10 protein-coding genes and 2 tRNA genes are annotated in these 13,036 nt (G+C 61.4%); 9 read left to right on the forward strand and 3 right to left on the reverse strand.

Annotation, left to right across the window (positions count from 1 at the left end; translation table 11 throughout):
- Positions 1 to 28: 28 nt before the first annotated feature.
- The 8 genes from tig to AB4Y34_RS27820 all read left to right on the forward strand — a co-directional run bounded on the left by tig (position 29) and on the right by AB4Y34_RS27820 (position 9,229).
- Complete coding sequence (tig, locus tag AB4Y34_RS27785; RefSeq protein WP_368717833.1) at positions 29 to 1,375, forward strand: trigger factor; 1,347 nt, start codon at positions 29 to 31, stop codon at positions 1,373 to 1,375.
- 195 nt (positions 1,376 to 1,570) lie between these two features.
- Complete coding sequence (gene clpP / locus AB4Y34_RS27790; RefSeq protein ID WP_013089401.1) at positions 1,571 to 2,224, forward strand: ATP-dependent Clp endopeptidase proteolytic subunit ClpP; 654 nt, start codon at positions 1,571 to 1,573, stop codon at positions 2,222 to 2,224.
- Positions 2,225 to 2,420: 196 nt separating this feature from the next.
- On the forward strand, positions 2,421 to 3,692 hold the full coding sequence (clpX, locus tag AB4Y34_RS27795) for an ATP-dependent Clp protease ATP-binding subunit ClpX (protein WP_013089402.1): 1,272 nt from the start codon (positions 2,421 to 2,423) through the stop codon (positions 3,690 to 3,692).
- 201 nt (positions 3,693 to 3,893) lie between these two features.
- Positions 3,894 to 6,314 (forward strand): endopeptidase La, encoded by a 2,421-nt coding sequence (gene lon / locus AB4Y34_RS27800; RefSeq protein ID WP_018432018.1) that lies wholly within the window; start codon positions 3,894 to 3,896, stop codon positions 6,312 to 6,314.
- Between the two features lie 320 nt (positions 6,315 to 6,634).
- Positions 6,635 to 6,907, forward strand: a complete 273-nt coding sequence (locus AB4Y34_RS27805; protein WP_008923411.1) for an HU family DNA-binding protein — start codon at positions 6,635 to 6,637, stop codon at positions 6,905 to 6,907.
- Between the two features lie 101 nt (positions 6,908 to 7,008).
- A tRNA-Val gene (locus AB4Y34_RS27810) sits at positions 7,009 to 7,084 on the forward strand.
- Between the two features lie 47 nt (positions 7,085 to 7,131).
- A tRNA-Asp gene (locus tag AB4Y34_RS27815) sits at positions 7,132 to 7,208 on the forward strand.
- Between the two features lie 86 nt (positions 7,209 to 7,294).
- Complete coding sequence (locus tag AB4Y34_RS27820; RefSeq protein WP_368717834.1) at positions 7,295 to 9,229, forward strand: SurA N-terminal domain-containing protein; 1,935 nt, start codon at positions 7,295 to 7,297, stop codon at positions 9,227 to 9,229.
- Positions 9,230 to 9,311: 82 nt separating this feature from the next.
- On the opposite strand, the gene AB4Y34_RS27825 is transcribed toward AB4Y34_RS27820, so the two are convergent.
- Together AB4Y34_RS27825 and AB4Y34_RS27830 are read right to left on the reverse strand one after the other, a co-directional pair.
- Positions 9,312 to 9,653 (reverse strand): hypothetical protein, encoded by a 342-nt coding sequence (locus tag AB4Y34_RS27825; RefSeq protein ID WP_368597414.1) that lies wholly within the window; start codon positions 9,651 to 9,653, stop codon positions 9,312 to 9,314.
- Between the two features lie 119 nt (positions 9,654 to 9,772).
- Positions 9,773 to 10,477 carry an arylesterase gene (locus tag AB4Y34_RS27830; RefSeq protein WP_176367321.1) on the reverse strand — a complete coding sequence of 235 codons (705 nt, stop codon included), beginning with the start codon at positions 10,475 to 10,477 and terminating at the stop codon, positions 9,773 to 9,775.
- Between AB4Y34_RS27830 and AB4Y34_RS27835 the strand changes: the two genes are divergently transcribed.
- A complete protein-coding gene (locus tag AB4Y34_RS27835; RefSeq protein ID WP_176108599.1) occupies positions 10,476 to 11,162 on the forward strand; it encodes an ABC transporter ATP-binding protein in 687 nt (228 codons plus the stop codon). The two genes, AB4Y34_RS27830 and AB4Y34_RS27835, sit on opposite strands and share 2 nt — an antisense overlap.
- A gap of 129 nt (positions 11,163 to 11,291) precedes the next feature.
- Here the strand turns inward: AB4Y34_RS27835 and pgi are convergent, their stop codons facing one another.
- Complete coding sequence (pgi, locus tag AB4Y34_RS27840) at positions 11,292 to 12,914, reverse strand: glucose-6-phosphate isomerase (RefSeq protein WP_368717835.1); 1,623 nt, start codon at positions 12,912 to 12,914, stop codon at positions 11,292 to 11,294.
- Between the last annotated feature and the right edge of the window lie 122 nt (positions 12,915 to 13,036).

A 13,036-nucleotide genomic window follows, 5' to 3' on the forward strand; every position in this document is an offset into this window, starting at 1 on the left:
CTCGAATAATTTTAGGACGATTGAAGCCATGGCTAACGTTGTTGAAAACCTCGGCAAGCTCGAACGCCGCGTGACGATTTCCCTGCCGAAGGATGCCGTGCAGAAGGAAGTGGATTCGCGTATACGTCAACTCGCGAAGAACGTGCGCATGCCGGGTTTCCGCCCGGGCAAGGTGCCGCTCAAGATGGTCACGCAACAGTATTCGGGCCAGGTGGAAGCCGAAGTGCTGAGCGACAAGGTCGGCAAGGAATTCTTCGACATCAGCCGCGCCGAGAACCTGCGTGTGGCGGGTCAGCCGAGCTTCGCGCCGAAGACCGACGCCGCTGAAGGCAGCTACGCGTTCGACGCGACCTTCGAGGTGTACCCGGAAGTGAAGCTGGGCGACGTCGCCACGGCTGAAATCGAGCGCACCACGACCACCATCAGCGAAGCGGAAATCGACCGCACGCTGGACATCCTGCGCAAGCAGCGAGTGCACTTCCACGCTCGCGGCGAAGCCGGCGAGCACGGCGACGGCGGCGCGGACACGGCCGCCAAAGAAGGCGACCGCGTGACGGTCGACTTCGTCGGCAAGATCGACGGTGAAGCATTCCAGGGCGGTAGCGCCGAAGACTTCGGCTTCATCCTCGGCGAAGGCCGCATGCTGCCGGAATTCGAAAAAGCGGCGCTCGGCCTGAAGGTCGGCGAAGCGAAGGAATTCGACCTGAAGTTCCCGGACGACTACCACGGCAAGGAAGTGGCGGGCAAGACGGCGCAATTCACGATCACGATGAAGAAGATCGAATGGCCGCATCTGCCGGAAGTCGATGGTGAATTCGCGAAATCGCTCGGCATCCAGGACGGCGATCTGGCCAAGATGCGCGCCGAAATCAAGGACAACCTCGAGCGCGAAGCGAAGCGCCGCACGCAAGCCATCGTCAAGAATCAGGTGATGGACGCGCTGCTGAAGATCTCGGAACTCGACGTGCCGAACGCGCTGATCGAACAGGATCAGGAGCGCCTCGTCGCTATGGCTCGCCAGGATCTGGAGCAGCGTGGCGTGCCGAACGCGAAGGACGCGCCGATCCCGGCTGCGATGTTCAAGGAACAGGCCGAGCGCCGCGTCAAGCTGGGTCTCGTGTTGGCTGAACTCGTCAAGGCGAACGGACTCCAGGCGAAGCCGGAGCAGATCCGTGCCGAAGTCGACGAATTCGCGAAAAGCTACGAAGACCCGAAGGAAGTCGTCCGCTGGTATTATTCGAACCAGCAACGTCTTGCTGAAATGGAAGCGTACGTCGTTGAAGCCAACGTCGTCGACTTCGTCCTCAGCAAGGCCAAGGTGACAGACAAGGAAGTGAGCTTCGAGGAACTGGCAAGCGCAACGGCGCAAGCGTAAGCGTCGCTGCAACGGCGTGCCGGCTGTCGGAGCGACCGACGGCCCGCACGCCGTTTTTTTGCGCCGCGAGAGTGTGTGACGTACCGGATCCCCGGTCGTGGGTGCACACAAAGACGGCACTTGAATACGGGCTCGTCGCACCAATCTGTGTCTAGCAGCTAATATTCAGAATATTTCCAGACAAGGATCCATTGCATGACCTTTCGCGCCCAAATGCTGGACACGTTGACCTCCCAGTCGTCCCGGGATCTCGAAGCGCAGGCACTCGGTCTGGTGCCGATCGTCGTGGAAACGAGCGGCCGGGGCGAGCGTTCGTATGATATTTATTCGCGGCTGCTGAAGGAACGCATTGTGTTCCTCGTGGGCGAAGTGAACGACCAGACAGCCAACCTGGTGGTTGCGCAGATGCTGTTTCTCGAAAGCGAGAATCCGGACAAGGACATCTACTTCTACATCAACAGCCCGGGCGGCTCCGTGTCTGCCGGTATGGCGATCTACGATACGATGCAGTTCATCAAGCCGGACGTTTCGACCCTTTGCATGGGGCTCGCGGCAAGCATGGGCGCTTTTCTGCTCGCGGCCGGCGCGAAGGGCAAGCGTTTCGCGCTGCCGAATTCGCGCGTGATGATTCACCAGCCGCTCGGCGGCGCGCGCGGTCAGGCATCGGACATCGAAATCCAGGCGCGCGAAATCCTGTACCTGAAGGATCGACTGAATCATCTGCTCGCGCATCACACCGGTCAGCCCGTCGAGCGCATCGCGCGTGACACCGACCGCGACAATTTCATGTCCGGCGATGACGCGCAGGCGTACGGCCTCGTTGACCAAGTGGCGCACAAGCGTCCTTGATCTGGTACGGTTTTGCCACGCTGTTTTGCCCACTGTTGCGGCAAAACCGTCATCGGGCCGGTGGTGAATGTTCAACTTCCGTCCGGGCGTCTGCGGCAAGCGCCGTTATCCTGCTCACTAGCTCTGCCGCGCCCAAACTGCGTGGCGGGGGCAAACGGCGTATTATGTAATCCGGTGTCCGGAGGCTCACACATCTATGGCGGACAAGAAAGGTTCTAACAGCGAAAAGCTGTTGTATTGCTCGTTCTGCGGCAAGAGCCAGCATGAGGTCAAGAAACTGATCGCTGGCCCGTCGGTATTCATCTGCGATGAATGTATCGATCTATGCAACGAAATCATTCGTGACGAGGCTGCAGGCGCGGGCATCGAGGCGGGCTTGTCAAAGTCCGACCTGCCGACTCCGCAGGAAATCCGCGAAATTCTCGACCAGTACGTGATCGGTCAGGAACGCGCGAAGAAAATCCTCGCGGTCGCGGTCTACAACCACTACAAGCGTCTCAAGCATCTCGACAAGAAGGACGAAATCGAGTTGTCGAAGAGCAACATCCTGCTGATCGGTCCGACCGGCTCCGGCAAGACGCTGCTCGCGCAGACGCTCGCGCGCCTTCTGAACGTGCCTTTCGTGATCGCCGACGCGACCACGCTGACGGAAGCCGGCTATGTCGGTGAAGACGTCGAGAACATCATCCAGAAGCTGCTGCAGAATTGTAATTACGAGGTGGACAAGGCCCAGCGCGGGATTGTCTACATCGACGAGATCGACAAGATCAGCCGCAAGTCCGACAACCCGTCCATCACACGGGACGTGTCGGGCGAGGGCGTGCAGCAGGCTCTGCTGAAGCTGGTCGAAGGCACGATGGCGTCGGTGCCGCCGCAAGGTGGCCGTAAGCATCCGAACCAGGACTTCATTCAGGTCGATACGACCAACATCCTGTTCATCTGCGGTGGCGCGTTCGACGGCCTGGAAAAGGTCATCGTCGACCGTACCGAGAAGACTGGCATCGGTTTTGGCGCCAGCGTGAAGAGCAAACAGGACCGCGATGCCGGTGAAGTGCTGCGCGAAGTGGAACCGGAAGATCTGATCAAGTTCGGCCTGATTCCAGAACTGATCGGCCGTCTGCCGGTGGTTGCCACGCTCGGCAAGCTCGACGAAGCGGCGCTGATGAAGATTCTCGTCGAACCGAAGAATGCGCTGGTCAAGCAGTATCACAAGCTCTTCAGCATGGAGCGCGTCGAACTGGAAATTCGTCCGGCTGCGCTGCAGGCCGTGGCGCGCAAGGCGATCCGCCGCAAGACCGGGGCGCGGGGCCTGCGTTCGATTCTGGAACAGGCGTTGCTCGACGTGATGTACGACCTTCCGCAAATGAAAGGTGTCAGCAAGGTCATCATCGACGACAATGTTATCGACGGCGACGGCAAACCGCTGCTGATCTACGAAGACGCGCCGAAGGTCGCGGGTTCGAACTGATCGGCTTTCGAGTTTTGCAAAAAAGCCGTTCATGGCGACGTGAACGGCTTTTTCGTTTATCGTGTGGTCAGGCTGGTTGTTCTCAACTATGGAGTCACTGAACCTTCGGAGTCACTGAACTTTTCCCACACGCGGAGGCTTGCAAAATTTTCTGCTGGCCTCACCTATCGAACGAACTGATTCCACTCATGGGGAAATGAAATGTCAGGAACCCAACTCCTCCCGCCGGAACGCATTACGCTGCCGCTGCTCCCGCTGCGCGACGTAGTCGTTTTCCCGCACATGGTGATTCCGCTCTTCGTAGGCCGCCCGAAGTCGATCAAGGCTCTCGAAGCAGCGATGGAAGGCGGCAAGCACATCATGCTCGTCGCCCAGAAAACGGCTGCGAAAGATGAGCCGACCGAAAAGGACATGTACGAAGTAGGGTGTATCGCCAACATCCTGCAGATGCTGAAACTGCCCGACGGTACCGTGAAGGTGCTCGTCGAAGGCTTGCAGCGCGCGAAAACGCTTTCCATCGAAGAACAGGAAACGCAGTTTTCGTGCGAAGTCATGCCGCTCGAACCCGACCACGCCGACAGCGCCGAAACCGAAGCGCTCCGTCGCGCAATCGTGTCGCAGTTCGACCAGTATGTGAAGCTGAACAAGAAGATCCCGCCGGAGATCCTGACCTCCTTGTCGGGTATCGACGAAGCCGGGCGTCTCGCGGACACGATTGCCGCGCATCTGCCGCTCAAGCTCGACCAGAAGCAGCACATCCTCGAGATGTTCCCGGTGATCGAGCGGCTCGAGCATCTGCTCGCGCAACTCGAAGCCGAGATCGACATCCTGCAGGTCGAAAAGCGTATCCGTGGGCGCGTGAAGCGTCAGATGGAGAAGAGCCAGCGCGAGTACTACCTGAACGAACAGGTCAAGGCGATCCAGAAGGAACTCGGCGAAGGCGAAGAAGGTGCGGATCTCGAGGAGCTCGAGAAGCGCATCACGGCTGCCCGCATGCCGAAGGAAGCGAAGAAGAAGGCCGACGCCGAGCTGAAGAAGCTCAAGCTGATGTCGCCGATGTCGGCGGAAGCGACGGTCGTGCGCAACTACATCGACACGCTGATCGGCTTGCCGTGGCGTAAGAAGAGCAAGGTCAACAACGACCTGTCGAATGCGGAACGCGTGCTCGACGAAGACCACTTCGGTCTCGAGAAGGTGAAGGAACGCATCCTCGAGTACCTCGCGGTCCAGCAACGTGTCGACAAAGTCAAGGCGCCGATCCTGTGCCTCGTTGGGCCTCCGGGTGTCGGTAAGACTTCGCTCGGCCAGTCGATCGCGCGCGCGACGAACCGCAAATTCGTGCGCATGGCATTGGGCGGCGTGCGTGACGAAGCCGAGATTCGCGGCCACCGTCGTACGTACATCGGTTCGATGCCGGGCAAGATCCTGCAGAGCCTGACCAAGGTCGGCGTACGCAATCCGCTCTTCCTGCTCGACGAAGTCGACAAGATGGGCCAGGATTTCCGCGGCGATCCGTCGTCGGCGCTGCTCGAAGTGCTCGATCCGGAACAGAACCATACGTTTGCCGATCACTACGTCGAGGTCGATTTCGATCTGTCGGACGTGATGTTCGTCGCGACGTCGAACTCGCTGAACATTCCGCCGCCGCTGCTCGACCGGATGGAAGTGATTCGTCTGTCCGGCTATACGGAAGACGAGAAGGTCAGCATCGCGCAGCGTTATCTGTTGCCGAAGCAGAAGAAGAACAACGGCCTCAAGGATGGTGAGGTCGATGTGACCGAATCCGCGATCCGCGACATCATTCGCTACTACACGCGTGAAGCGGGCGTGCGTTCGCTCGAGCGTGAAGTGTCGAAGATTTGCCGCAAGGTCGTGAAGATGCTTCTGCTGAAGAAGGCGGAAGGCGCGGTGAAGGTCGACGGTAGCAATCTCGACACGTTCCTCGGCGTGCGCAAGTATGACTTCGGTCTGGCCGCAAAGGAAAATCAGGTGGGCCAGGTCACGGGTCTCGCGTGGACGGAAGTGGGCGGCGATCTGCTGACTATCGAAGCCGCAGTGATGCCGGGCAAGGGCAATGTGATCCGCACGGGTTCGCTCGGCGACGTGATGAAGGAATCCGTCGAAGCGGCGCGCTCGGTCGTGCGTTCGCGTTCACGTCGTCTTGGCATCAAGGACGAAGCGTTCGACAAGCAGGATATTCACATCCACGTGCCGGAAGGCGCGACGCCGAAAGATGGTCCTTCGGCTGGTATCGCGATGACGACCGCGCTGGTGTCGGTGTTGACCGGTATTCCGGTGCGCGCCGATGTCGCGATGACGGGCGAAATCACGTTGCGTGGCGAAGTCCTGCCGATCGGCGGCCTGAAGGAGAAACTGCTCGCGGCGCATCGCGGTGGTATCAAGCTGGTGCTGATTCCGGAAGAAAACGTCAAGGACTTGACGGAGATTCCGGACAACGTGAAGAACGCGATCGAAATCGTGCCGGTCCGCTGGATCGACAAGGTGCTCGAACTTGCGCTCGAACGCGTGCCGCAGGCGTTGCCGGAAGAAGAACCGAAGCCTTCGGCGCCGGTTGGTGCCGAGCCGGGCAAGGATGCCGCGACGGACGTCGTCAAGCACTAAGGTCCGAAGCGCATCTGAATGCGCTGACGTCAAAGCATCCAGCAGCGCTGTTGCTCGCTGAAGCAGAAAACCCGCGGTCAAGGCCGCGGGTTTTTTATTGCCCGCACGACCTTGGCGCGGTGTCGCATCACCAGACTGTCCGCTGCAACATACTGTGATGAAAGCGCCCCTCTAAAATCACCCCGATCAGGCTCAACCCCGCTTGACACAAGGGTTTCGGCCGCTTCTAATGGGGCGGCCTGGCGTTAGCGCCGGCCGCGTGGCGGGAGGTGCTGGAAAGCACTGTCACGATTGCCAATAAACATTCACGGGGGTTTTGAATGAACAAGACGGAATTGATCGATCACATCGCACAGCAAGCCGACATTTCGAAGGCTGCGGCCGGCCGTGCGCTCGATGCAGTCATCGCGGGCGTCAAAAGCACGTTGAAGAAGGGCGGATCGGTCACGCTGGTCGGCTTTGGCACGTTCGCGGTCGGCAAGCGCACCGCGCGCACCGGGCGCAATCCGCGCACGGGCGCCGCGATCAAAATCAAGGCAGCAAAAGTTCCTAAATTTAGGCCTGGCAAAGCGTTGAAGGATGCGCTAAACTAACGGGCTTGCTGCTTGAGGAATTGCTTGGCCCGGTTGCATCGTCGATTCATCGGGTGAGCGGCTGCAAGGCAGAAAACACATCAAGCACTGAATCACGAAACGGGTGCTTAGCTCAGTTGGTAGAGCGGCGCCCTTACAAGGCGTAGGTCGGGAGTTCGAGCCTCTCAGCACCCACCAGTTTCAGATTCGGCGGCAGTGTTTTCAGTTGCAAGAGCGCAGTAAAAGGAGTGGTAGTTCAGTCGGTTAGAATACCGGCCTGTCACGCCGGGGGTCGCGGGTTCGAGTCCCGTCCACTCCGCCAGTATCCACGAAAGGCGAACTCCGGTTCGCCTTTTTTGTTGCCCGCTGAGGTAAGATCGGGCGTTCTGTTTTTGGCATCCCTCACGCATGCTCGATTTTTTCCGCAATCACCAACGCCTGATGATGTTCATGCTCATCCTCGTCATTTTGCCGGGGTTGGGTTTTGTGGGTATTCAGGGCTTCCGCGGCTTCTTTGACGAAAGCGCAAACGTCGCGAGTGTCAACGGTCACAAGATCACCCGCGTCGAATACGACGACGCGATGCGCCAGCAGATCGACCGGGGCCGTCAGATGCTCGGTGCACAGTTCGACATGAAGTCGTTCGACACACCGGAGCGCCACCGCCAGATGCTCGACGGCATGATCGAGCAGCGTGTGCTCGCCGACGAAACGCAGCGTCTGCATCTGACCGCATCGGACGACGCGGTGCGCCGTGCGCTGCTGTCAGATCCGGTGATTTCGTCGCTGAAAAATCCCGACGGTTCGATCGACCTCGAGCGTTACAAGCAGTTGCTCGCGATGCAGGGCATGACGCCCGATCAGTACGACGAGCGCATGCGCTACAACCTCGCGATGCAACAGCTGCCCGCGAGCATCGCGGCGAGCGCGTTCACGTCGAAGACGCTTGCGCAGCACCTGACCGAGCTGGCCCAGCAGCAGCGTGAAGTGCAGGGCATCGCGTTCCATCCGCACGATTACGAAGCGAAGATCCAGCCGACCGATGCGCAACTGCAAACGTATTACGACGCGCATCGCAACGACTTCGCGACGCCCGCTACCGCGACGATCCAGTATCTGGTGATGTCGCCGGCCACGCTGGGCGCATCGGTGCAGCCGAGCGACGCGGACCTGAAGAAATACTACGACGACAACATCGCCCACTTCCGCACCGAAGGTGAAGTGCGCGCGAGCCACATCCTGATCGCGGCACCGAAGGACGCGAGCGCGGCCGACAAGGCCAAGGCGAAGCAGAAAGCCGAGGAGTTGCTCGCGCAGCTCAAGGCGCATCCAGACCAGTTCGCGCAGATCGCGCAGCAGAGCTCGCAGGACCCGGGTTCGGCATCGAAGGGCGGCGATCTCGGTTACTTCGGCCGCGGCATGATCGCGGGCGGCCAGGCGTTCGACGACGCGGTGTTCGCGCTGAAGAAGGACGAAATCAGTGGCATCGTGCAGACGGACTTCGGCTTCCACATCATCAAGGTCACTGATGTAAAGCCGGCGGTAACGAAGTCGTTCGACGAAGTGAAAGACCAGATCACCAGGGAGCTGAAGACGCAACTGGCGAGCAAGGCGTTCACCGACGGCTCGGAAGGCTTTACGTCGCTGGTCTATGAAAAGGCCAAGAGCCTGCAGCCGGCCGCGGACAAGTTCAAGCTGCAGATCCAGACCGCGACGGTCACGCCACAGCCGGATGCGAAGCTGCCGCCCGACAGCCCGCTGAACAATCCGAAGTTCCTCGCAGCCGTATTCGCGAACGACTCGGTATCGGCGCACAACAACACGCAGGCCATCGACGTCGGCAACAACACGCTGATCGCCGCGCGCGTGACGGATTACAAGCCCGCCGCCGTGCCCGCCTTCGACGCGGTGAAGGACGCGGTGCGTCAGAAGGTCATCGCCGAGCAGGCGAACGAAGCGGCGCACAAGGACGGCGTTGCGAAGCTGGCCGAGTTCGAGAAATCGAAGGCGACCGCCGGTTTCTCGTCGCCGCTGAAGGTATCGCGCAATGACGCGCAGGGCGTGCCGCCTGCCGCACTGAGCGCGATCTACAAGGTCGATGCGCAAAAGTTGCCGGCCTACGTCGGTGTCGATCTCGGCGATGACGGCTATGCGATCTATCGCGTGAACCAGATCGTGCCGCCCGCGGCCACCGACGCGCAGCATCTCGCCGTCGCTCAGCAGCAGATTGCGCAGGTGGACGCGCAGTCGCAGGCCGAGGCCTATCTGAAGGCGCTGCGCGAGCGCTCGAAGGTGCAGTTCTACGGCACGCTCGACAACGCCGCGCAGACGGCCGACCAGTAAGCCGCAGTAGGCACTACCTGCCGGTCAAAGGAAAAGCCCCGCAAATGCGGGGCTTTTTCTATCTACGCCCAGGACGACCGTTTCACAGACAGCCGCTGATCGCGCCAGTAGCATCGCTTGCGCCGGCGCCGCCTGCGCGGAAGCCGACCCACGTACCCTTGCCGCTATACGACGGACGGACCACCGCTGCCGCGCCGTTGGGCGGTTGCTGGCCCGGGACGTAGACGTCCATGGCCTGATCGTTGGCCAGGATACTTTGCGAAACGACCTGCTGTTGTGAGCTATCCGCCCATTTCTGCGCGATGCAGGTTGCGACGGCGCGAGGCGGCTGCTGGCTTTGACCCACGGACTGAACCCCGGCCGGCGGTTGAGCCGCGCAGGCCGAGATGGCAACAGTCAAAGCGATTAACGGTAAGTATTTCAACGTTATCTCCTCAGGAGTCGCTCAAGATTGAGCCGGGTGGTACGGAACGCCCCATGCGTCAAACGGCTCGGCGATCCGTGCTCCCCCAAGGTTCCGGAAACAAGTCGTTAGCAGGTGTTTCAGTGCGGCGAACTTGTGCGAAGGAGTGGCTTGACAGCGGGCCACACGTTGTTGAGTAGCAGTGGCTGTGCCTGCTGCGTCGGGTGGATCTGATCGGCCTGGAACATATCCGGTTTATCCGCGATGCCGGCGAGCAAAAAAGGCACGAGCGGCAGATGGAATTCCTTCGACAGCTGGCCGTAGAGACCGTGGAACTTTTGCGTATAGTCGGGGCCGTAATTGGGCGGCACGTACATGCCGACGAGCACGACCTTCGCGTGGCCTTGCTGCGCCTGTTCGATGATCGTGCGCAGGTTGGCCTCGGTCGTCGAGAGGGGCACGCCGCGCAACGCGTCGTTGGCGCCCAGCTCGACGATCACGATGCTCGGCTTGAGCCGTTCCATCAGCGCGGGCAGACGCGCGCGCCCGCCGCTCGTCGTGTCGCCGCTGATGCTCGCATTGGCGACGCTATAATCGATGCGCTCTTCGGCCAGACGCTGACGCATCAACGCGACCCAGCCCGTATCGCGGGGCAGCCCGTACTCGGCGGAGATGCTGTCGCCGAGTACGACGATCACCGGCTTCGCGGGTTCGGGCGCATTCGCCGCATGAGCCTGCAACGGTAACCAAACCAGCGCGGCGGCCATCATGGTCGCGCCGAATGCCGCAGTCAGCGCCGCGGCGCGAGCGGCGATGGCGCGCACTTTCAACCTACGCTTCACCATGCCAAACAGAACTGATCCAGTCATTGAAGTGCGGGGTTTGTGCAAGAGGGTTAAGGATGCGACGGGCGAACTCACGATTCTCGATGACATCGATCTTGCCATCGATGCCGGCAGCAGCGTCGCGATCGTCGGTGCATCCGGATCGGGCAAGTCTACGCTGCTCGGGCTGCTCGCGGGATTGGACAGCGCGAGCGCGGGCTCGGTTCGGCTGCTCGGCCGCGAACTCGGCGAGCTCGACGAAGACGGGCGCGCCGCATTGCGCAGCGGCGCGGTCGGCTTCGTGTTCCAGTCGTTTCAATTGATGCCGCATCTGACCGCGCTCGAAAACGTCACGTTGCCGCTCGAACTGCAAGGCGGCATCGGCACACGCGAGGCCTCCGCGCGCGCGCGTGAACTGCTCGAACAGGTAGGGCTCGGGCAGCGCACCGGTCATTATCCGAAGCTGCTGTCGGGCGGCGAGCAGCAGCGCGTTGCGCTCGCTCGCGCGTTCGTCACCCGCCCGAAGATCCTGTTTGCCGACGAACCCACCGGCAGTCTCGACGCGGCCACCGGCCACGCGGTCATCGATCTGATGTTCGAGATGAATCGCGCGCACGGCGCGACGCTCGTGCTCGTGACGCATGACATCGAACTCGCGCGGCGTTGCGACACCACGGTGACGATCGAAGCGGGGCGGCTCGCGTAATGGTCTGCCGGATCGCGGGCATGGGCTCGCGTACCGCCGCGACCATGTGGCCTTCGAAGCAAAAACAAAGCGGGCCGTAGCCCGCTTTGTTTTGTCCAGGGCGCACTATCGCGCACTTCAAGCTTCTACTCAGCGCTTCAACGCAGCCCGCGCCCGCGCGATCAACGCCGACGTCGACGAGTCATGCTTCTTCACGTCGGCACTCGCGGCGCCCAGATCGGCTTCGACCACCTTGCCGAGGATCTTGCCGAGCTCGACGCCCCACTGATCGAACGGGTTGATGTTCCACACCGACGCCTGCACCAGCACCTTGTGTTCATAAAGCGCGATCAGCGCGCCGAGCGTGCGCGCGGTCAACGCGTCGAGCAACAGCGTCGCGGTCGGGCGGTTGCCGGGGAACGTCAGGTGTGGCGCGAGTTCCGGCTTGTCGGGGCCGGCGACCTTCTTTGCTTCCTCGAGCGTGCGACCCAGCATCAACGCTTCGCTTTGCGCGAAGCAGTTCGCGAGCAACTTCGGATGATGGCTCGCGAGCGGATGCTCGGGCGTCAGCACCGCGATGAAATCGATCGGCACGATCGTCGGGCCCTGGTGCAGCATCTGGAAAAACGCGTGCTGACCGTTCGTGCCCGGCTCGCCCCACGTGACCGCGGAAGTCGCATAGTCGACGAATGCGCCGTCGAGACGCGCGGACTTGCCGTTGCTCTCCATCTCAAGCTGCTGCAGATACGAGGGCAGGAAATGCAGCGCCTGCGAATACGGCGCGACCAGATAGCTCTGCGAGCCGAAGAAGTTGCGATACCAGATGCCGATCATGCCGAGCAGCACCGGCAGGTTCTTTTCGAGCGGCGCGGTGCGGAAGTGCTGGTCCATCTCGTTGGCGCCGGCGAGCAACTCGTCGAATTGCTGCGGGCCGATGGCGATCATGATCGATAGACCGACGGCCGACCACAGCGAGTACCGTCCGCCGACCCAGTCCCACATCGAGAACACGTTCTCTTTCGCGATGCCGAACTTGACGACTTCGGCCGTATTCGCCGACACGCCGACGAAGTGCTTCGCGAGCGCGCTTTCCGGGCAGCCTTTCTGGATGAAAAGGTCGCGCAGCGAGCGCGCATTCGTCATCGTTTCCAGCGTCGTGAAGGTCTTCGACACGATGATCGCGAGCGTCTCCTCAGGATCGATCTGCTGCATCACGTTGTACAGATCGGCGCCGTCGACGTTCGACACGAAGTGCGTCGAGATCTCGGGCGTCGCCAGATGATGCAGCGCGTGCACGACCATCTTCGGCCCGAGATCCGAGCCGCCGATGCCGATGTTCACGACATGACGGATGCGCTTGCCGGTGTAGCCGGTCCACGCGCCGCTGCGAACCTGTTCGGCGAACGCGGCCATTTTCTTGCGCTCGGCCTGCACGTCGGCGAAGAACGGCGTCTTCGGGTCGGTTGCGCGCAATGCCGTGTGAAGCGCGGCGCGGCCTTCGGTCGGGTTGACGACTTCGCCCGCGAACATCGCGTCGCGGCGCTTTTCGACGCCGGCTTCGCGCGCGAGTTGGACGAGCAGTTGCAGGGTTTCGTCGGTGATGCGGTGCTTCGAGAAATCGGCTGCGAGACCGCCGCCCGCGAACGTGAAGCGTTCGGCGCGGGTGGGAGCGGGATCGTTCTCGGGGGCGAACCAGTCGCGCAGATGCGCATCGCGAATCGTGTCGTAATGCGTCTGCAGCGAGGACCAGGAGGGGAGCGAGTTCTGGGTCATAGCGTCCGTCTAACCAAGGGGCACGAAGGAAGGCGCGCGCACGAAGCGCGGCCGAGAATGATGCGGCGATTCAGTCAGAGCGATGCCACGCGGGCCGGTTCGCGAGCGGGTGCCGACGATAC

Origin of the sequence: Paraburkholderia sp. BR10954, assembly GCF_040965775.1 — a bacterium.
GTDB lineage: Bacteria > Pseudomonadota > Gammaproteobacteria > Burkholderiales > Burkholderiaceae > Paraburkholderia > Paraburkholderia youngii.